Genomic DNA, 19,135 nt, shown 5'->3' with positions numbered 1-19,135 from the left:
CGGTCGAGAGCCACCCCGCTCAAGGATCTGGAAATACCAATGGCCGGATCATGTCAGGCCGTCGGCGATCTGGCAAGGGCGACATTGCCCCGCCGTGCATAACAGTTTTCGATAGTGGCCGGGCCGGCAAGGTATGCCGGCCCGGCTTCAGGAGAGCGGTCAGACCGCAGGCTTGCGATGCAGCGTGGCCTGCTCATAGGCGTAGGCGAGGTCGATGATCTTCGCGTCATCCCATTGCCGGGCGAGGAAGATAAGTTCGAACGGAGCGCCCGACGCATAGTAGCCGGCGGGCACCGTGATGCCGGGAATGCCGGCAATGTTGAGCTCGCCCACCGTGGTTTCCTTGATCGCGTCGCCCGAATGCAGGCCGGGCAATTCGCAAAGCATCTGCGGATAGGCGAGCGCGTCGAGCTGGTGGCGGGTGAAGACCTCATCGAGAAGCCTGAGATAGGTTTCCTTGAGGGCGGCGAATTCCGGCATGGCCGGCGGAACGGCCGGTGCCTTCACCGCTTCCAGGAAGTCCGGCAGTTCGTTGAGGTAGCCGAGGATCGCGCCGATGGCGAGCGGGTTTTCTGCGCTCGTCGCGGCGGTGAACTCTTCCCAGCTTTTCAGCGCGGCCTTGGGGCCAAGACGGCGCAGGTAGCAGGTGATGTCATAGGGCAGGGATTCCAGCCCGCGCCCGTCGAAGAACGGCGTGCCGGGCGTGATCTGCCGATAGGTGTTGAAATCTGTGCCGGCGAAGGGATCCTCGATCAGGATGGCACCGGAGGCGATCAACTCGCCCTTCGCACGCTCGTAAAGCGCGGCCGTCTCATCGGAGAGCGCGTCCTTGCGCCAGCCGGGTCCATAAAGCCCGATCCGCTTGCCCTTGAGGGCGTCCCGCGAGAGATTGGCGGCAAAACCGCCCGGCGGAATGTGCCCGATCGACGCGAGCGTCTTGGGATCTTCGCAGGTGAAGCCGGCAATGGCGTCGAGGCAAAGAGCGGCGTCGGCGACCGTGCGGGCAATCGGCCCGACAACGTCGCGGTTGCTGGAAAGCGGAACGACGCCCGTATTCGGCACCATGCCAATGGTCGGCTTGATGCCGACGAGGCCCTGCGCGGAGGCAGGGTTCTGGATCGAGCCGCCAGTTTCCTCCGCAAGGCCGACAAGGCACATATGCGCAGCCACGGCGCTTGCAGTCCCCGCGCTCGATCCGCCCGGTGCGCGCTCCTCGATGGCGACGTTGATCGTCGGTCCCGCCCAGCTGTCATTGGCGTGCGTGCCGGTCCAGCTGAGGATCGGCACATTCGTCTTGCCGAGGATCACGGCGCCGGCGGCCTTCATGCGCGCCGCCACCGGGGCGTCCCGCTCGGGGAAGAGATCGACACCGCCGGTGCCCGAATAGAGGAGGCGCCAGCCCGCCGTGGTCGGATATCCAACCATATCGACAGTATCCTTGATGACGACGGGGATGCCGGCCAGTGGCCCGAGCGCTTCGCCAGCCGCGCGGCGGCGGTCGATCTCACGCGCCTGTTCCAGGGCGTCGTCGCAAGGGAAGATCACGGCATTGTACTTGCCGTTCAGCCTCTCGACCTGGGCCAGTGAGGCGCGCGCGAGATCTTCGGAAGTCAGCGTGCCGGCCGCGAAGGCCGCCTGCACCTGCGCTATGGTGAGGGTGCCGAGATCGGCAAGCAGATCGGGGACGATTCTGGCAGAGGCGGTCATGATGGGTCCTTTCCGCGCGAGACAAGCGCATGGGGCATCCGGAGCGGTGCTCCGGCTGCGCAAGATGGACCGCAACAGGCGCGACGCGCGCCTTTGGCAGGACGCACAGCATCGACGGTTGCGGAATGATTGTCTGACGTCCTTGTCAGGAGGAGGATCGGCTTGCGTCCCCGTGGGTGGGGCAGATGCGCCTTGCCGTGACCGTGGCCTTGCGGCATCGCCGGAACGGGCAAGGGGACGGTCGAAGAGAGTGTGCGACGACTGCGAATGTCCGTCAAGGTGGATTCTTGCCGGACACCCCGCAACCCCACCGCGTTTGGCCGATGCGCTTCACCCGGTGCGCGACGACATTGAAAAAGCGGTCTGTCCCCGGTTGGATTACGCCCGTTCTGGTCTATGTTCACAATCCGATACAGACCCGGCCGGAGTAAAGCGGGTGAAACAGGAGGAGGCGAGATGACCGATCCGAAGATGATGTCCCAGATGGAAGGCAAGCCGGGATTTATCGCCGCGCTCGACCAGAGCGGCGGCTCGACGCCGGGGGCGCTGAAGCTCTACGGCATTGCCGAGACCGACTATGACGGCGACGAGGCGATGTTCCGCCTGATGCATGAGATGCGTGTGCGCATCATGACCGCACCGGCCTTTTCCGGTGACCGGGTGATCGGCGCGATCCTGTTCGAAAAGACGATGGATGGCGAGGCGGGCGGCAAGCCGGTGCCGACCTATCTGTGGGAAGACCGCGGCGTCGTGCCATTCCTGAAAGTCGACAAGGGTCTTGCGGCGGAAGAGAACGGCGCACAGATACTGAAGCCGATGCCCGACCTCGACGCACTGCTGAAGCGCGCGAGCGCAAAGGGCGTCTTCGGTACCAAGATGCGCTCTGTCATAGCAAGGGACGACAGGGCGGGTGTCGGCGCTGTCGTGCGCCAGCAGTTCGAAATCGGCCGGCAGATTCTCGATCACGGCCTCATCCCGATCATCGAGCCGGAAGTCTCCATCGGCAGTCCCAGCAAGCAGGAGGCGGAAGCGCGCCTGCGCGACGAACTCGCCCGCGAGCTGGACGCGCTGCCGGCGGGAACACGGGTTTTCCTCAAGCTCACCCTTCCCACCCAGGCGGATTTCTACAGGCCGTTGGTCGAGCACAAGGCCGTTGCGCGGGTCGTGGCACTTTCGGGTGGCTACAGCCGCGCGGATGCCTGCGAAAAGCTCAGCCGCAACCACGGCGTGATCGCCAGCTTCTCCCGCGCGCTGACGGAAGACCTGCGCGTGACGATGGACGACCCGACGTTCAATGCGAGCCTCGGCAAGACGATCGAGGAAATCTACGCGGCGAGCGTCAACAAGGCCTGACCGCGCTTTGACGCGCCCCGTTGCGCTATTTATGACGGGGCGAGGGGGTGACGGTGAGCATGGTTTCCAATCGCAACGAGCTATCCGATCTGGCGGTGTTCCTTCAGATCGTCCGCAGCCGAAGCTTCCGCAAGGCCGCTGACCAGCTTGAAATATCCGTGTCCGCCCTCAGCCACCGCATGAAGGCGCTGGAGGGGCGGCTCGGCGTACGGCTCCTGAACCGGACGAACCGGAGCGTTTCCCCGACAGCCGCTGGATCGGCGCTGGCCGAGAAGGTCGCGGCCGGTCTCGATCTTATCACCAGCGGGCTGGAGGAGCTGCAGGGCCGCTTCAGCGGCATTGCCGGTAGCATGCGCATCAACGTCTTGCGCGATGCCGTCGACCTGCTGCTGACGCCGGTGCTCCCGCTGTTTCGCGAGCGCTATCCCAATATCGAGCTGGAGATCGCTTCCGAGGATTCCTTCGTCGACGTCACGGCGGAGGGTTTCGATGCGGGCTTGCGTTACGCCGGCACCATTCCCGAGGACATGATCGCCGTGCCGGTCACGGAGCCGCTGAACTGGGTCGCGGTGGCCTCGCCGGCCTATCTTGCCCGCTCGGGACGGCCCACCAAGCCCGAGGACCTTCTGTCGCACAACTGTATCCGCATTCGAACCGGGCGCGGACAGATCTATCACTGGGAGTTCGAGCGTGGCGAGGACAAGCGGCAGATCGATGTGCCTGGTGCGCTGATATCGGGATCGACGGATGTCTCCGTGTCGGCGGCGCTGTCGGGCATCGGTATCGTCTATTGCCTGGAAAAGGTGGCCGAGCCGCATCTGCGGACCGGCCGGCTGGAGCGGGCGGTGCCGGACTGGTCGTCGCTCGGACCTCCGCTCGCTTTCTACTATTCCAGCCGCCGGCAGGTGCCCTACGGTTTGCAGGCGCTGATACAGACCATCCGCGAAGTGCAGCCGCGTCATCGTTGAGCTGAATTCAATGATCCATTGAGCGATAGGTCATTGATGCAATGATCGCGGCGGCGTACCCCTGATGCCGGACTGCCGGAGCCCGGTCCTGCCCGGCTGAAATACAAAGGAGACAGCATGTATCTCGCCAATCCCAACCGTTACGACGGCACCGAATATCGCCGCAGCGGAAACGCCGGTCTCCGCCTGCCGCCGATTTCGCTCGGCCTCTGGCACAATTTCGGCGGCATCGACCTGTTCGAGACCGGCCGCAGCGTCGTGCGGCGCGCCTTCGACCGTGGCGTCACGCATTTCGATCTTGCCAACAATTACGGCCCGCCGCCCGGCTCGGCTGAGGAAAATTTCGGCGTCATCCTGAAGAAGGATTTCCGTCATCACCGCGACGAACTCGTCATCTCGTCCAAGGCGGGCTGGGAAATGTGGGATGGCCCCTATGGCCGCGGCGGCTCGCGTAAGCACCTGCTGGCGTCTCTCGATCAAAGCCTCCAGCGCATGGGGCTCGACTATGTCGACATCTTCTATTCCCACCGCCCGACGGAAGACGTGCCGCTCGAGGAAACGATGGGCGCGCTGATCCAGATGGTGCGTCAGGGCAAGGCGCTCTATGTCGGCCTGTCTTCCTACGGGCCGGAGCGCACCCGCGCGGCCGAGCGCATCCTGCGCGCCGAAGGCGTGCCGCTGCTGATCCACCAGCCGTCCTATTCCATGCTCAACCGCTGGATCGAGAACGGCCTGCTCGATACGCTCGGCGACCTCGGCGTCGGCTGCATCGCCTTCTCGCCACTCGCGCAGGGACTGCTCACGTCCAAATATCTCAACGGTGTCCCGCAGGATGCGCGTGCCGCTCGCGCCGGCTCCTTTGACGAGGCGCTGCTGAGCGAGGGCAACCTTGCCCGTGTGCGGGCGCTGAACGAGATCGCCAGGCGCCGTGGCCAGTCGCTGGCACAGATGGCGATCGCCTGGGTGCTGCGGGATGCGCGCGTGACGTCGACCCTGATTGGAGCACGAAATGTCGCCCAGCTCGACGATTCGCTCGACGCGCTGAACAACCTCGCCTTCAGCGACGAGGAACTGAAGGAGATCGATACCCACGCCACGGAAGGCGGCATCGATCTCTGGCGTGACATGATCAGCGCAAAATGATGCTGGTCTGAAACAAAGCCTGCGCCGAGCGCGGCGGAGGCTCTGCAATCTTAAGGGAGAAGGCGAATGGAATATCGGCAGCTTGGCCGCTCCGGCCTCAAGGTTTCGGCAATCACCATGGGCACCATGACCTTCGGAGGCGTGGGCTGGGCGAAAACGGTGGGCGATCTCGGCGTCGCCGATGCGCGCCGTCTCGTCGACCTCTGCGTCGATGCCGGTGTCAATCTTATCGATACCGCAGATGCCTATTCGCAGGGCGTGTGCGAGGAAATCCTCGGCGAGATCATCGGCGGCCCGCGCAGGAGCGGTGTCCTGATCGCCACCAAGGCCCGCTTTCCGATGGGCGACGGGCCGAATGACCGCGGCCTGTCGCGCCAGCACCTCATCGCCGCCTGCGAGGCGAGCCTGAAGCGCATGAAGACCGACGTGATCGATCTCTACCAGGTGCATGAATGGGATGGCCTGACGCCGCTGGAAGAGACCATGGAAGCGCTCGATACGCTCGTGCGCCAGGGCAAGGTGCGCTATATCGGCTGCTCGAATTTCTCCGGCTGGCACATTATGAAGGCGCTCGGCGTGTCCGAGCGCGACCGCTATCAGCGGTTCGTGAGCCAGCAGATCCACTACACGCTGGAGAGCCGCGACGCCGAAAACGAGCTCGTTCCCGTCAGCATCGACCAGGGCCTCGGCATCCTCGTCTGGAGCCCGCTCGCCGGTGGACTTCTCTCCGGCAAGCATCGCCGCGATCAGGGTGCGCCGGAGGGCACGCGCCAGTTCGCCGGCTGGACCGAACCTCCGATCCGCGATGAAAACCGCCTCTGGTCCATCGTCGAGACGCTGGTCGCCATTGCCGGTGAGCGTGGTGTGTCGGCCGCGCAGGTGGCGCTCGCCTGGCTGCTTGGCCGCAAGGGCGTGACATCCGTCATCATCGGCGGGCGCACCGAGGCGCAGTTCAGGGATAACCTCGCCGCTGCCGAGCTGAAGCTGAGCGACGAGGAGCGCAGTCGGCTCGATCAGGTCAGCCAGCCCTGGCTGCAATATCCCTACTGGCACCAGAGAAACACGGCCAACGACCGCCTGAGCGAAGCCGATCTCAGCCTCATCGCTCCCTATCTGAACGGCGCTTGACCACGAAGGACGATCCCGTGCGGCGGCATATCACAATGACGTCGCACGGATCATCAACCGTTCGAAGCGGTCGGCCCGGCATCTTCCAGTCTGGCGGCGATGGCGCCGACTACGTCGTCCAGCGGTGCGTCGATGTCGACGGTGACAGCGCTCTCGTCGGCCTCAGGCGGCTCGAGCGCTGAAAACTGGCTGTCGATGAGGCTGGTGGGCATGAAGTGGCCGGAGCGGGCGCCCATGCGCTCGGCGATCAGTTTCCGGCTGCCGGCGAGGTGCACGAAGATCACGGGCGCGCCGGCCTGCGCGCGGATATGGTCGCGGTAGCGGCGTTTCAGCGCTGAGCAGCCGATGATCAGGGTGCCCTGCGGGTTGGCCAGCCTTTCTCCGACGAGGGTCAGCCATGGCCAGCGATCCTCGTCCGTCAGCGGTTCGCCGCGACTCATCTTCTCTATATTTGCCGGCGGATGCAGGTCGTCGCCGTCGAGATAGACGGCGCCGAGACGCGCGGCCAGTGCGGCGCCGACGGCGGATTTGCCAGAGCCGGCGACGCCCATGAGGACGAGGCGCCAGGGCGTTTCAGAGTGAGGCCGTGATGCCGCCGTCGACATAGAGCGTGTGTCCATTCACAAAAGAGGATGCGTTCGAGGCAAGGAAGATGCAGGCGCCGACAAGTTCTTCGACCTTGCCCCAGCGCCCGGCCGGTGTACGCTTTTCCAGCCAGGTGGAGAAGGCCGCGTCGGCGACGAGGGCCGCATTCAGCGGCGTCTCGAAATAGCCGGGCGCGATGGCGTTGCATTGCAGACCGTATCGGGCCCAATCGGTCGCCATGCCCTTGGTGAGATTGCCGACCGCCCCCTTCGTGGCGGTGTAAGGCGCAATGCCGGGACGCGCGAGCGCGGTCTGGACGCTGGCGATATTGATGATCTTGCCCGCGCCGCGCGCGATCATGTGGCGGGCGACGGCCTGCCCGACATTGAACACGCTGGAAATGTTGGTCTTCAGCAGCCGTTCGAAGGCGTCGGCGGGAAAGTCCTCCAGCGGCCCGCGATGCTGCATGCCGGCATTGTTGACGAGGATATCGATCGGGCCGACTTTCGCTTCGAAACCATCGATTGCGTCGCGCACCGTCGCGTGATCCGATGCATCGAAGGCAAGCGTGCGACTTGTGCCGATCTCACTGGCCGCCGCAGCGAGCCTGGCCTCATCACGGCCGTTGAGCACGACTTCGGCGCCTGCGGCCGCAAGGCCCCGCGCCAGTGCTAGGCCGATGCCCTGAGAGGAACCCGTCACGAGCGCGCGTTTGCCCGTGAGGTCGAAGAGTTGGATGCTCATGGGCAAGTCCTTCAAGCCAATGCCTATGCGTAGCCAACGGCTCCACGTCGATCAAGCCACCCCGAGCGTATAGGTAACCTCTCGCGGTACCGGACAGCCGCTCCGGCACGCGAATTGCGGGATCGCACAGCGCAAGAACAACCTATATTACATAATCTAAATATTTACCGGATCCGTTTAGAAAGGTGAAAGCTTTCTGCGGTGGCCGGCTGGTGCGTGACGTGCCGGGTTGCCGCGAAGGTGCTCAGGCGCTCTTTCCCTAAAGAGGCGGAAGTTTACCGATCAACCGCCACGGCATGATGCCCAGGCCCTTGATATCGATGCACGCTGCGATGCTGCCGGCTGTGCTTCCTGAACGGGATGGGAAACAGGCATGAATCGCGTCTGGACGAAACTCACGGGCGGGGCGACGGCGGAGGCCGTTCTTTCGACGATCGGAAAGGCTTTCGCCGTCATCGAGTTCGATGCTGCCGGAAACGTTCTATCCGCCAATGAGAACTTCCTGCGCGTCTTGGGTTACAGCGCGAGCGAGCTTGTCGGACAGCACCACCGCATGTTCGTCGATCCCACCTATGCGGTCAGCGACGACTATGCCGCCTTCTGGCGCAAGCTCGCTCGCGGCGAATTCGATGCGGCGGAATACAAGCGTATCGGCAAGGGCGGCAGGGAAGTCTGGATTCAGGCGTCCTATAATCCGGTCGTCAGCAGCAGCGGCAAGGTGCTGAAGATCGTGAAATTCGCGACCGATATCACGGCCGAAAAAATGCGCGCTGCCGAGGCCATTGGCAAGCTCACGGCCCTGTCGAGGGTGCAGGCAATCATCGAATTCAGCGTTGACGGACGCGTTCTGACAGCAAACGACAACTTCCTGGGGGTGCTTGGCTATGACCTCGCGGAAATCGCGGGCCGGCCACACAGCATTTTCGTCGAGCCGGCCTATGCGCAGAGCGCCGACTACACGGAGTTCTGGCAGCGCCTGCGGCGCGGCGAGTTCGTGGCAGCGGAGTTCAAGCGCATCGGCAAGGGGGGCAAGGAGGTCTGGATCCAGGCATCCTACAATCCGATCTTCGATCCGGATGGCCGGGTGATCAAAGTCGTCAAGTTCGCCACGGATATTACGGCGCGGGTCAAGGCCGTCACCACCCTTGGCACGGGCCTTGCGCAGGTTGCGGGTGGCAATCTGACCTGCGAGATCGACGAAGCGTTCATCCCCGCTCTCGATCAGCTGCGGCTCGATTTCAACGCTTCGGTTGCGACCCTCAGGACCGCGCTGCGGAAGGTGGGTGAAAATGCCTTCAGCATCGACGCATCGGCCGGCGAGCTCAGCGCGGCGGCCGCCAACCTCTCCATGCGCACGGAACAGCAGGCGGCGTCCGTGGAGGAAACGGCTGCGGCCCTCGACGAGATTACCGCGACGGTGAAAAGCTCGGTGGCGCGGGCCGAGGAGGCCGGCCAGATCGTCGCGCGGACGAAGGCCAGTGCCGAGCTCTCCGAGACGGTCGTCAAGCGCGCCGTCGCCACCATGGGCGAAATCGAGCGCTCCTCGCGCGAGATCAGCTCGATTACCGACATGATGGATGAAATCGCATTCCAGACCAACCTGCTGGCGCTCAATGCGGGTGTGGAAGCGGCGCGTGCGGGAGATGCCGGCAAGGGCTTCGCCGTCGTGGCGCAGGAGGTGCGCGTGCTTGCACAGCGCTCCGCCGAGGCCGCAAAGCAGATCAAGGAACTGATCCTGAAGTCCAGCGACGAGGTACGCTCGGGCGTTAAGCTCGTCGGCGAGACGGGTGCGGCACTGGAGCAGATCATCCGTGATGTGCAGGAGGTCAGCAGCAACGTGGTCGCCATCGTCGAAGCGTCGCGCGAGCAATCGACCGGCCTTGCGGAGATCAATTCCGCCGTCGGCACGGTCGATCAGGGCACGCAGCAGAATGCCGCGATGGTCGAGCAGACATCCGCGGCGAGCGCCAACCTCGCCTCGCAGTCCCAGGCGCTCAATGCGCTTCTGGCCACTTTCGAGCTCGGCGGCACGACCGCCTCGCCGCGTCATGCAACCGGCCGCATGTTCGCCCGACCTGCGGCAGCCTGAGCGCAGGTCATGGTGCTATCGGCGCGTCCTGCCGGGCGTTAGTTCAGCAGGGTGCGCCGCAAGGCCTGCAATGTTTCAGCCTGTTCGGCCGTGGGATCGCCCTCGACCGAAGCCACCGCGTCGGCGATGGCGACCAGTTCCTGCCGTTCTGCAATATCGAGCCTGCTCAGCCAGAGATCGCGAAAGCGGCGAATCGGATCCTGCGGGTTGACGACGTTGCGGGTCGCCCAGTCGGCAAAGATCAGCACCTCGTCCATGTCCTGCGGCTTGATGATGCGGCTCATGCGCGTGCGGATGACGGCGGATGCCTGATCCCTGGCGTGCGGCTTTTCGGCCGCAAGGGCGAGGAAGAAGGCTACGGCGGCGATGGCCGGATCGGCAATCGAGGCGAGCGGGGCCGCTTCCGCCTTCTGGCGGAACTGCTTGCGCTTGTAGGCGCCGCGCATTCTTTCGATGGAATCGACCACTTCGCTGCCGGCCTCCCGCACCATCTTGAAGCGCCAGTACCAGACCGCCGCACCACCCAGCACCATCACCAGAAGACCCACAAGATGCATCGTTCAAACCTCGTTTTGATTGCCGTCGTTCAAGGGCATACCCTGTGGGTACGGGTAAGCGGCGCAATCAATTCGATATTTTCTCGATAAATCTCCACGATAGGTGCGCCCGCGTCGAGCGAGCGCCATACGCCTACGATTAATGCCGCGACTCTAGCGGGGCTTGGCGAGAAAGGCGCGCGCGGCCTCGGCCAGTACCATTGCGCCCTTCGGCAGGGCCGTCTCGTCGATGCTGAACTTCGGGTGATGCAAGGGATAGACAGCGTCGATATCGGCGTTGCGGATGCCAAGGCGGAAGTACACCGAAGGGCACTTTTCGCTGTAGAAGGCAAAATCGTCGGCGGCGGTCCAGCCGGGTGCTGTCTGGACATTGTCGCGTCCAACGATCGCCGCGCCCGCGCGTTGCACGATATCGACCATTTCAGGATCGTTGACCACCGCTGGTTCGCCGCGCCTTATATCCACCGCAACATGGGCGCCGTGGGCGGCCGCAATACCCTCGAAAATCTGCCGCAGCCTTTCCCAGGCCTTCTGCCGTGTTTCCTCGCGGCCGCTGCGGATCGTGCCCTTGAGTCGGACTTCGGGTGCGATGACATTATAGGCGCCACCGCCTTCGATGCCGGTGACGGACACGACCAGCGGATCGTAGGGGTCGATCTCGCGCGCCACGATCTTCTGTAGTTCGGTCACCATGGAACAGGCGACCGCGATGGCGTCCACTCCATCCGAGGGCTTGGCGGCATGCGCGGAGTTTCCGGTGACGATCACGTCGAAATTATCGCAGGCGAGCGTGTAGGGGCCTGCGCCGACGGCGATCCGGCCCGCCGGCGTGTAGGGGTCGACGTGGATGCCGATGGCCGCATCCACGTCGTCGAGCAGGCCTTCCTCGATGACGCGCCGGCCGCCCAGCGGCTCGGCTTCCTCGGCGGGCTGGAAGATCAGCCGGACGGTGCCGCTGAAGCTCTCTCGCTGCGCGTCGAGCAGCACGGCGGCGGCGTAACCCATCGCCGCATGGGCATCGTGGCCACAGGCATGCATGACGCCCGAACGCAGCGAGGCGAACGGCACGCCTGAGGCCTCGGTGATCGGCAGGGCATCGATATCGGCGCGGATCACCACCTTGCGGTTGGACGGGCCGGCGGTGCCGACGATATCCACCGCAAGGCCGAAGCCGGCGATGGGGCGCACCGTTGCGAAGCCCGCCTCGACCAGCGCTTGCCGCAGATAGGCCTGCGTCTCGCGCTCCTCGTTCGACAGTTCGGGATGGCGGTGGAGATGCCGGCGTATATCGATCATCCGGCCTTCCAGCGCCGCATCCATCGCCATGCCGGTTTCGTCAGGCCTTGACATGGATGTCCCGCGGGAAGCTGGTGAGCGTCTCGCAGCCGTTCTCGGTGACGAGGATGGTCTCGCTGACCTCGATGCCCCAACCGTCCATCCACATGCCGAGAATGGAGTGCAGCACGTTGCCGGGTTTCAGGATGGTCGTGTCGCCGGGACGAAGGCTGATCGTGTGCTCGCCCCAGTCCGGGGGATAGGCGACGCCGATGGAGTAGCCGATGCGTGATTCCTTCTTCAGGCCATAGCGCTGGATGACCTGACGCCAGGCCGCCTCCACGGCCTCGGCAGTCACACCGGGCCGGATCGTGTCGAGAACGGCTTCCATGCCTTCCAGAACCGCCTTGCTCGTGTCGCTCACCTTGGCGGGCATGGCGCCGAGCTGCATCGTCCTGGCAAGACCCGCCGTATAGCGACGCACGACGCCGGCCAGTTCCAGTGCCACCGTCTCGTTTTCGCCAAACCGCCTGTCGCTCCACATGACATGCGGAGCCGACGCGTTCTCGCCGCCGAGAATGGTGGGGGGCAGAGCGGTGATGTCGCCGGCGAAGTCCGGTGAGCCGGCGACCTGCGCGGCCTGAATTTTCGCGATGGCGTCGCATTCGCGAACGCCGGGCGCGATAACCTCGTAGGCCGCCGTAACGGCCGCTTCGGCCAGACGCGATGCCTTGCGCAGATAGTCGACTTCGACAGGCGATTTCACGCTGCGCACCCAGTTCACCAGCAGGTCCGCGTCATGGAAGGTTGCATTCGGCAGGCCGGCGGTGAGACGGGCATGCGCCTTTGGCGAGTAATAATAGGCCTCCAGCTCGATGCCGATATGGCCCTTAGCCCAGCCCTTGCTGGTCATCCAAGCGGCGATCCAGTCCATGGGATGGCGGTCGGCGCGCTGGACATGATCCTCCGGGAAGCCCACCACGTTTTCCGGCTTCATCCACGCCGTCAGCAGGCCGCCCGCTGCATCCATCGCGCGGCCGATCCAGACGGGTTCCTCATCCGCCAGCGTCACGAGTACCACCTGCGGCGTATAGAAGGACCACCCATCGTAACCGGTGATGTAATGCTGGTTGGCGACGTCGTTGACGATGAGGAGGTCAAGATTACGGCGTGCCATCTCCGTTCGGATGGCATGGAGACGGGCCTTGTATTCGGTCAGCGCGAAGGGAAGCTGGATCATGAAGAACACATCCTGTTCGTTGGGAGCGGTGGTCTCGGGCGTGTGTTACGCCTGAAGACCGTGGCTGCGGTCGTAGCCGTTGCGGGGCGGAGACTGCCAGCCTTCCGGCAGGCGCTTCGGCCTGTAGATCTCCACGACCATCGGGTAGCAGGCGGCGGTGTCGGAGGAGTGCTGCGCCGAGCAGTCGCCGCCCGGACACGCCGACATACAGCCGAGAAGATCGATTTCCGCGAAGAATTCGAGGTAATCGCCCGGCCGCACCGGGCTCGCCTTCATGAAATATTGCCCGGTGTCGCGCGTGAAGCCGGTGCACATGAAGACGTTCAGCACGTCATGGACGTGGCGCTCGGCCTCGGCCAGCGGCAGACCGGTCTTCTGCGACAGTGCGCGTGTCAGATTGGAATGGCAGCAATGGTGATACTGGCCGCCGTTGCTCAGCAGGTTGTTGGTATAGGGGTCGCAGCGCGTGCCGATGACATCGTGCACCGATCCGCCGAACTCATCGAACCCGTACCAGTCGAGCGTGTCATGGGTGATGGTGGCGATGGGGCGCATATAGGGAAAGTTCGAGAACAACTGATCGCCGAGACCGACATGCGTTCCGTTCAACGCGCGCGTCTTGCCGCTGAAGAACCGCTCCTCGATGTCGTGCAGGTTGAAAAGGTTGAGATCGCCGACCTGCGGGCCTTGGGAGCACAGCATGCGGCAGAAATGGCCGGCCGGCACCTCCCAGGTCGCGGCCTCTCGCGGCGGTATGACCACCGTCTCCACAAGCTCCATATCGTCGCGCACGGCGCGGTAGGCGGCAAGATCAGCCGTCGGGAGCGTATCACGCGGATAGCAGATCACCGGCTGGATCGCCTTGCGCGCACTGGCGTCGGATGGCGGTTGCGTGATGGGATCTGGCTTCATGGCTCTCCGTCCTGTTTTCCGCTGCAGTTTGCCTGTTCCGGCGAGAGCATAATGGCCAATAATTTGATCGGATAATCAATGTTCTTCATGCATCCGGCGGACAATCCACACCGTTTGTCCCGGAGGGCCGTTCCCGGTTGACCGGTGCTTCACTGGATTTCGACGGGCGAAGCGTGTAGGCAGCGGTCACACCCTCCCAGCCACCTGCCGCAGACACAAGAATCGATGTTACGAAAACTCTATGCCTGGACCCTCTCGCTTGCCGGCCGCAAGGCTGCCGAAGTGTGGCTCGCCGTTATCGCCTTCGTCGAAAGCTCGGTATTTCTCGTGCCGGCGGACGTTTTGTTCGTGCCGATGGCGATTGCCCGGCGCGAGCGGGCCTATCGCTACGCCTTTGTCGCAACCGTATCGTCGGTTGCGGGCGGCATCGCGGGCTGGCTGCTCGGCTATTATGCCTATGCGACCATCGCCGTGCCGGTGCTGGAGTTCTACGGCAAGCTCGAGGCCTTCGAGCGGTTGAAGTCGCAGGTCACGGAAGAGCAGCTCAACCTGCTTCTGGTCACGTCCGGGCTCGCCCATCTGCCGCCGATCAAGATCGTCACGATTCTTGCCGGCGTGGTGCATATCAAGCTCTGGCACTTCATCGTCTCGGCGGTCATCGCACGCGGACTGCGCTTCTATCTGCTCGCCTTCCTGCTGCGCCGTTACGGCGAGGCGATCCAGGCCTTCGTCGAAAAACGGCTCGGGCTTATTCTGGCGGCGATCGCCGTCCTGCTCGTGGTGCTCTACATCGCCTTCAAGATGCTGTTCGGCTGATCTTACGTCGAGACGGCCAGCACGACCACGCGGGGATGAAGGCAGAAGAACAGCCGCATGGCGTGGCCGGTCGTGGTGGTGGCCCGGCCGCGTGCGAAGTCCACGCGGATATGCTCATAGTCGAGGATTTCACCGTCGAGCGGATGGATGGCCTTGTACACGGCCTCCTTGGCGCTGAAGAGGGCACGCCCGGACAGCATCGGCTCGACGCCGCCGACCGCATCGCCATCATGGAAAACGAGGGCGGCGATGTCGTCCGGCAACGGATCGGCCGGCTCCACATCGATCCCGACCGAGGGAACATCGGCCGCCCTGGCGATGGCCGCCACCGCCATTTCGTCGTCATGGGCAAGCGAGCCGACCACGCCTGGCGGCCAGAGCGGAGCGCCCGTCGCCGATCGACCTATGACGGCGTCCGCCATCCCCTCGTTCTTCAGCAGATGCCGGGCAAGGGCGCGCGCGGCACCGCTGGCGCGCCGGGCTGCCGTCCGGCGGGTGGGAAGGGCTGCGGCCTCCGCAGGCAGGAGCAACGCTTCGTCGCCATCGCGGATAAGGCGGCAGCCGAGGCGGATGCCCGGCGGCGCAATCCGCTTCATTGCCGCCGAAAGCGCCGCCTCACCCGCGCCGTCACTCATTCCGCCGCGACCGGCTTGACCCAGCCGTAGAGCTTGGCGGGGTTGCCGCGCCAGATCGAGTTCGGCTCGAGAATCTCGCCCTTCATGATGAAGCAGTCGACATCGGCAATGGAGCCATCGCCCATGGTAACGCCGTAATGCACGAAGGCGGCCGGGCTCAGCGTGCAGCCGTTGCCGATCCGGATATAGTCCGACTTGAAGGCGCCTTCCTCCAGCGAATGCGCCTGGATGACGCAGCCCTCGTTGAGCGTGGCGTCGTCGCCGATCTCCACCAGCGAGCGTTCGGTGAGATTGGCCCCACCGTCATAGACGCGCTTGCCGACCTTCACGCCGAGCGCCCGCAGGATCATGGGGCGGAAGGGCGTGCCGGCGAAGAGGCGCACGATGGGCGAATCCGACAGTTTCCAGTGGCGCTCGTGCCGCCAGAAGGCGACGTCGTAGATGGTCGTCACCTGCGGCTGGAGCTTGCGGAACCCGAGGCTCGCCCATTCCATGAAGATGTAGAAGGGAATGGTGATGGCGCCCGTCAGCACGACCGCGGCGAACAGTGCGACATTTGCCCATTCCGTATAGTAGTTCAGCGCGCGGTCCCAGATGGCGAGCGTCACGAACAATGTCGTCCATTGCACGGCAATGAACATCATCGCGGTCGCGAGGTTGTGGCGGTTCTTGTGCGGAAGGCGCGCACGGCGCTCCTCGTCGCTGACGCCCTGGATCAGTTCCTTGTCGCGCTTGACCATGCGCGGGATTTCGAAGGGCGGTGAACCCAGGAGGCCAACATTCTCGCGCATCGGCCCGTCGATCGGCACCATGACCTTGGTGCCCAGAAGCACGTTGTCGCCCGTGCGCCCGTCCGGCGGATAGAAGATGTTGTTGCCGAAATAGTTGCGCTCGCCGACCTTGGTATGCTCGAGCCGGAAGGCGGAGGCCGATTTGTGGACGTTGATCATGTAGAGACCGTCCGACACCATGGTGCCCGTGCCGATCTCGCAGAACAGCGGGTTGTCCTGCTGCTGGTTGCTGCCGAAGTTGGAGCCCGTCTGGACCACCGTGTTGAGGTTCCAGCCAAGCGCGCGGATATAGTGCACGACGGCCGAACTGTCGCCGAAGAGCAGGTTGAGCAGCCGGGCGTTCGTGCAGACCTCGACGATGGATTGCAGCCAGAAATGGAAGCCATAGAGCCGGTAGACGCGGCCGGGCTTCAAGACGAGGCTGAACAGGCGCGGCAGCACCAGTGCCGCAAACAGCAGCGCGCCAATGAGGATGAAGAGCGTCACCGTCGTGCCGATGGCGACGATGCCGATGGATTCCTGGTAGTCGTCGCTGACATTCTGCCAGTAGCTGTGGAAGAGCAACGGGAAGGGCGTGACGACGGCAAACAGCGTGACCAGCTGCACCGCCTCGTAGAGAAAGCGCCGGGTCTTCGACAGCGTGACGACGGGAACCGCGCAATAGTCCGCCGATGTCGGAACGGCCGGCGATCCATGCCAGTGCGCGTCATCGGGAATGTGCTGGCCGCGCTGGAGCGAGGAGCCATGCCCGAGCTGCGCACGGTCGCCGATCGAGGTGTCGATGTCGATCATGCAGCCGACGCCGACGAAGGCGTCACGGCCGATGGCGATGGGGCCGGTGTGGATGTAGCCGGCCTGGGCACGGTAGCCGAGGACCATCGATTCCTTGCGCAGGATCGCATTCTCGCCGATTGAGATGAGGTCGGTGCAGACGGGCACGGCCCGGCATTCGACGGTGGTGCTGCGGCCAAGACGCGCGCCGAGCAGGCGGAGATAGAGGCTGTAGAGCGGACTGCCGCGGAACAGCACGACGGGAGCCGTGCGGATCAGCGTCTTGACCACCCAGAACCGATAGTAGCGCAGCCCCCAGATCCGGAAGCGTTCCGCCTTCCAGCGCCCGACCAGCAGCCACTTCATGGCCACGGCGAAGCCCGACATGCCGAAGAACACGGCGGCCGACAGCACGGCGCATCGCAGGTAAAGCTGAACCGGATCGTCCAGCATGTCATAGACCCAGTTGAGGCCCGAATTGAGGATCCAGAAGCCGAAGTAGCTGTAGAGGCCGTAGAAAGCGAGCTGGGCCGCACCGCAGGTCCAGTAGGCGAGGTCCGAGGCGTGGTGCGTCAGGCAAGGCTCCTCGGGAAGGGCGACGTCCTCCTGTGGGCCGTGCAGGTGGCGTGCGAGTGCCGCGACCGTCGGGTGCATGTAAATGTCGCGCATCGAGGTGCCGGCCCATTCCTTGCGCGTGCGCAGCCTGGCGCAGAAGCGGGCCATCAGCAGGGAATTGGCGCCGAGATCATCGAAGAAATGATCCTCGACATAGATGTCGTCCATCTTCAGGACATCGCGCAGCGCCTCCGTCATGAAGCGCTCCTCGTCGGTGGAGGGCAGGATCGCCTTGCGCTCGCCGCCGAGCCTCAGGCCCGAGGGCTTGGGAAGCTTGCGCGTGTCCACCTTGTCGGAAACGGTCATCGGCAGCGCCGGCAACTCCTCCAGGAAAGCGGGAACCATATAGTCGGGAAGGCGCTGGCGCAGCGCCTTGGCCAGATCGGCGCGCAGGACTGCATCCGCGCCCGATTTCAGCGCGTAATAGCCGACGAGCTCCACACGGCCGGGTTCCATTTCCCAGGTGGTGACGGCGGCCTGGGCAATACCGGGCTGGTCGAGCAGCACGGCTTCGATCTCGCCGAGCTCGATGCGGTAACCGCGGATCTTCACCTGGGTGTCGATGCGGCCATGGTACTCGACCTCGCCATCGGCATTGATGCGCCCGAGATCGCCGGTGCGGTAGATGCGCTGCGAGGGATTGTTCGGCAGGCCGAGAAAATCGGGAATGAATTTCTGCGCCGTCAGGTCCGGCCGGTTGAGGTAGCCGACGGCGACCCCGATGCCGGCAATGCCGATCTCGCCCAGTTCACCCGGCGCCGTCAGCTGCGGGGCGTCGGTATCGAGGATGACGATGGAATAGGTGGGCAGCGGCGCGCCGATGGTGACGGCGCGGTCGGGCGTCAGATATCCCATGGTTGCCGTGACTGTCGCCTCGGTCGGACCATAGGTGTTGAGGATCTGGCGGCCGGGCTTCGACCAGCGCGTGACGAGATTGTGCGGGCAGGCCTCGCCGCCGACGAGGATGGCGCGCAGGCTCGGCACGTCGCTTTCGATGGAGGACAGCAGCGTCGGCGAGCAGGCCATGCAGGTGATGGCGTTGGCGCGCAGGAAGTCCGCAAGCTCCTCGCCCACCAGCGTCATGCGGCCCGGTGCGGGCACCACGGTCGCACCGGCGGCGAAGGGTACCCAGATTTCCTCGGTGGAGAAATCGAAGGCAATGGTCATGCCCTGGTAGACCCGGTCGCCCGGGCGATAGCCGTAGGCATGGGCAGCCACGCGCACGAAGTTGCAGATGCTCTGGTGGCGCACCGCCACGCCCTTGGGTCGGCCCGTCGTGCCTGATGTGTAGAGGATGTAGCAGATGTCGTCGCCGGACGTATCGACGGCCGGCGGCGTGTCGGGAAAGCGGGCGGTTTCCTCGCCACCGGCGGTGACCACGACATGCGGCACGACAAGGCCTGCGGCGCGCGCCGCGTAGCCGGCAACGGTGACGACGAGGCGCACGCCGGCATCCTCGACGATCAGCGCCATGCGCTCGTCGGGAAAGGCCGGTGCCAGCGGCACGAAGGCCGCACCCGCCTTCATCACGGCGAGGATGGTGATGTAGGTCTCGGCGGAACGGTCGAGCAGCAGCGCGACGCGGTCGCCGGGCGCGACCCCGCGTTGGGCCAGCAGGTGCGCGAGGCGGTTCGCCTCCGCATCCATCTCCCGGTAGCTCCAGACCCGCCCGTTATCGAGCACGGCGGGCGAGGCGCCGAAGGTTGAGGCCAAACCCTCAAAGACGCCTGAAAGCCGCTCTTCCGGCTGGCCGGGATGGGAGAAATCGGGACCGCAGAGGATTTGCGGCATGAGGCCGCTCACCGT

General features: G+C 64.6%; 15 protein-coding genes. 6 read left to right on the top strand and 9 right to left on the bottom strand.

What is annotated here, in order from left to right; genetic code table 11:
* Positions 1 to 159: 159 nt before the first annotated feature.
* The gene (locus MKI86_RS18785; RefSeq protein ID WP_241604092.1) at positions 160 to 1,707 is read right to left on the bottom strand and encodes an amidase; all 1,548 of its coding nucleotides are present in this window, start codon (positions 1,705 to 1,707) and stop codon (positions 160 to 162) included.
* Between the two features lie 456 nt (positions 1,708 to 2,163).
* Between MKI86_RS18785 and MKI86_RS18780 the strand changes: the two genes are divergently transcribed.
* The 4 genes from MKI86_RS18780 to MKI86_RS18765 all read left to right on the top strand — a co-directional run bounded on the left by MKI86_RS18780 (position 2,164) and on the right by MKI86_RS18765 (position 6,299).
* On the top strand, positions 2,164 to 3,060 hold the full coding sequence (locus MKI86_RS18780) for a fructose bisphosphate aldolase (RefSeq protein ID WP_241604089.1): 897 nt from the start codon (positions 2,164 to 2,166) through the stop codon (positions 3,058 to 3,060).
* Between the two features lie 59 nt (positions 3,061 to 3,119).
* Positions 3,120 to 4,028 (top strand): LysR family transcriptional regulator, encoded by a 909-nt coding sequence (locus MKI86_RS18775; RefSeq protein WP_241604534.1) that lies wholly within the window; start codon positions 3,120 to 3,122, stop codon positions 4,026 to 4,028.
* A 117-nt stretch (positions 4,029 to 4,145) separates the two neighbouring features.
* Positions 4,146 to 5,171: an L-glyceraldehyde 3-phosphate reductase gene (gene mgrA / locus MKI86_RS18770; protein ID WP_241604086.1), complete on the top strand. Its 1,026-nt coding sequence runs from the start codon at positions 4,146 to 4,148 to the stop codon at positions 5,169 to 5,171.
* A gap of 66 nt (positions 5,172 to 5,237) precedes the next feature.
* Positions 5,238 to 6,299 (top strand): aldo/keto reductase, encoded by a 1,062-nt coding sequence (locus tag MKI86_RS18765; RefSeq protein ID WP_241604083.1) that lies wholly within the window; start codon positions 5,238 to 5,240, stop codon positions 6,297 to 6,299.
* Positions 6,300 to 6,352: 53 nt separating this feature from the next.
* On the opposite strand, the gene MKI86_RS18760 is transcribed toward MKI86_RS18765, so the two are convergent.
* Positions 6,353 to 6,904: a gluconokinase gene (locus MKI86_RS18760; RefSeq protein ID WP_241604080.1), complete on the bottom strand. Its 552-nt coding sequence runs from the start codon at positions 6,902 to 6,904 to the stop codon at positions 6,353 to 6,355.
* A complete protein-coding gene (locus MKI86_RS18755) occupies positions 6,873 to 7,628 on the bottom strand; it encodes an SDR family oxidoreductase (RefSeq protein WP_241604077.1) in 756 nt (251 codons plus the stop codon). Before MKI86_RS18755 ends, MKI86_RS18760 begins: the two co-directional genes overlap by 32 nt.
* 373 nt (positions 7,629 to 8,001) lie before the next feature.
* Between MKI86_RS18755 and MKI86_RS18750 the strand changes: the two genes are divergently transcribed.
* Positions 8,002 to 9,717 carry a methyl-accepting chemotaxis protein gene (locus MKI86_RS18750; protein ID WP_241604074.1) on the top strand — a complete coding sequence of 572 codons (1,716 nt, stop codon included), beginning with the start codon at positions 8,002 to 8,004 and terminating at the stop codon, positions 9,715 to 9,717.
* A 38-nt stretch (positions 9,718 to 9,755) separates the two neighbouring features.
* Here the strand turns inward: MKI86_RS18750 and MKI86_RS18745 are convergent, their stop codons facing one another.
* The 4 genes from MKI86_RS18745 to MKI86_RS18730 form a co-directional block, all read right to left on the bottom strand.
* Positions 9,756 to 10,274, bottom strand: coding sequence for a hypothetical protein (locus MKI86_RS18745; protein ID WP_241604072.1), 519 nt, complete (start codon positions 10,272 to 10,274; stop codon positions 9,756 to 9,758).
* Positions 10,275 to 10,427: 153 nt separating this feature from the next.
* A complete protein-coding gene (locus MKI86_RS18740) occupies positions 10,428 to 11,624 on the bottom strand; it encodes a M20 metallopeptidase family protein (RefSeq protein WP_241604069.1) in 1,197 nt (398 codons plus the stop codon).
* The gene (locus MKI86_RS18735; RefSeq protein WP_241604066.1) at positions 11,611 to 12,789 is read right to left on the bottom strand and encodes a M24 family metallopeptidase; all 1,179 of its coding nucleotides are present in this window, start codon (positions 12,787 to 12,789) and stop codon (positions 11,611 to 11,613) included. Before MKI86_RS18735 ends, MKI86_RS18740 begins: the two co-directional genes overlap by 14 nt.
* A 45-nt stretch (positions 12,790 to 12,834) precedes the next feature.
* Positions 12,835 to 13,701 (bottom strand): urea carboxylase-associated family protein, encoded by an 867-nt coding sequence (locus MKI86_RS18730; protein ID WP_241604063.1) that lies wholly within the window; start codon positions 13,699 to 13,701, stop codon positions 12,835 to 12,837.
* A gap of 225 nt (positions 13,702 to 13,926) precedes the next feature.
* Between MKI86_RS18730 and MKI86_RS18725 the strand changes: the two genes are divergently transcribed.
* Positions 13,927 to 14,517: a YqaA family protein gene (locus tag MKI86_RS18725; protein ID WP_241604060.1), complete on the top strand. Its 591-nt coding sequence runs from the start codon at positions 13,927 to 13,929 to the stop codon at positions 14,515 to 14,517.
* A 2-nt stretch (positions 14,518 to 14,519) separates the two neighbouring features.
* Here the strand turns inward: MKI86_RS18725 and MKI86_RS18720 are convergent, their stop codons facing one another.
* The gene (locus MKI86_RS18720) at positions 14,520 to 15,152 is read right to left on the bottom strand and encodes a 4'-phosphopantetheinyl transferase superfamily protein (RefSeq protein WP_241604057.1); all 633 of its coding nucleotides are present in this window, start codon (positions 15,150 to 15,152) and stop codon (positions 14,520 to 14,522) included.
* A complete protein-coding gene (locus tag MKI86_RS18715; RefSeq protein WP_241604532.1) occupies positions 15,149 to 19,120 on the bottom strand; it encodes a Pls/PosA family non-ribosomal peptide synthetase in 3,972 nt (1,323 codons plus the stop codon). Before MKI86_RS18715 ends, MKI86_RS18720 begins: the two co-directional genes overlap by 4 nt.
* Between the last annotated feature and the right edge of the window lie 15 nt (positions 19,121 to 19,135).

This window comes from Shinella sedimenti (genome assembly GCF_022601905.1).
Lineage (GTDB): Bacteria > Pseudomonadota > Alphaproteobacteria > Rhizobiales > Rhizobiaceae > Shinella > Shinella sedimenti.
Note: the sequence above shows the minus strand (reverse complement) of the source record. Positions and strands in the feature narration are given on the sequence as shown.

Coding starts and splice junctions, on each gene's coding strand:
- MKI86_RS18755 (WP_241604077.1), bottom strand. CDS start 7,628: ATGAGCATCCAACTCTTCGACCTCACGGGCAAACGCGCGCTCGTGACG.
- MKI86_RS18750 (WP_241604074.1), top strand. CDS start 8,002: ATGAATCGCGTCTGGACGAAACTCACGGGCGGGGCGACGGCGGAGGCC.
- MKI86_RS18720 (WP_241604057.1), bottom strand. CDS start 15,152: ATGAGTGACGGCGCGGGTGAGGCGGCGCTTTCGGCGGCAATGAAGCGG.
- MKI86_RS18785 (WP_241604092.1), bottom strand. CDS start 1,707: ATGACCGCCTCTGCCAGAATCGTCCCCGATCTGCTTGCCGATCTCGGC.
- MKI86_RS18775 (WP_241604534.1), top strand. CDS start 3,120: ATGGTTTCCAATCGCAACGAGCTATCCGATCTGGCGGTGTTCCTTCAG.
- MKI86_RS18745 (WP_241604072.1), bottom strand. CDS start 10,274: ATGCATCTTGTGGGTCTTCTGGTGATGGTGCTGGGTGGTGCGGCGGTC.
- MKI86_RS18725 (WP_241604060.1), top strand. CDS start 13,927: ATGTTACGAAAACTCTATGCCTGGACCCTCTCGCTTGCCGGCCGCAAG.
- MKI86_RS18730 (WP_241604063.1), bottom strand. CDS start 13,701: ATGAAGCCAGATCCCATCACGCAACCGCCATCCGACGCCAGTGCGCGC.
- MKI86_RS18715 (WP_241604532.1), bottom strand. CDS start 19,120: ATGCCGCAAATCCTCTGCGGTCCCGATTTCTCCCATCCCGGCCAGCCG.
- MKI86_RS18735 (WP_241604066.1), bottom strand. CDS start 12,789: ATGATCCAGCTTCCCTTCGCGCTGACCGAATACAAGGCCCGTCTCCAT.
- MKI86_RS18740 (WP_241604069.1), bottom strand. CDS start 11,624: ATGTCAAGGCCTGACGAAACCGGCATGGCGATGGATGCGGCGCTGGAA.
- MKI86_RS18780 (WP_241604089.1), top strand. CDS start 2,164: ATGACCGATCCGAAGATGATGTCCCAGATGGAAGGCAAGCCGGGATTT.
- mgrA (WP_241604086.1), top strand. CDS start 4,146: ATGTATCTCGCCAATCCCAACCGTTACGACGGCACCGAATATCGCCGC.
- MKI86_RS18765 (WP_241604083.1), top strand. CDS start 5,238: ATGGAATATCGGCAGCTTGGCCGCTCCGGCCTCAAGGTTTCGGCAATC.
- MKI86_RS18760 (WP_241604080.1), bottom strand. CDS start 6,904: ATGTCGACGGCGGCATCACGGCCTCACTCTGAAACGCCCTGGCGCCTC.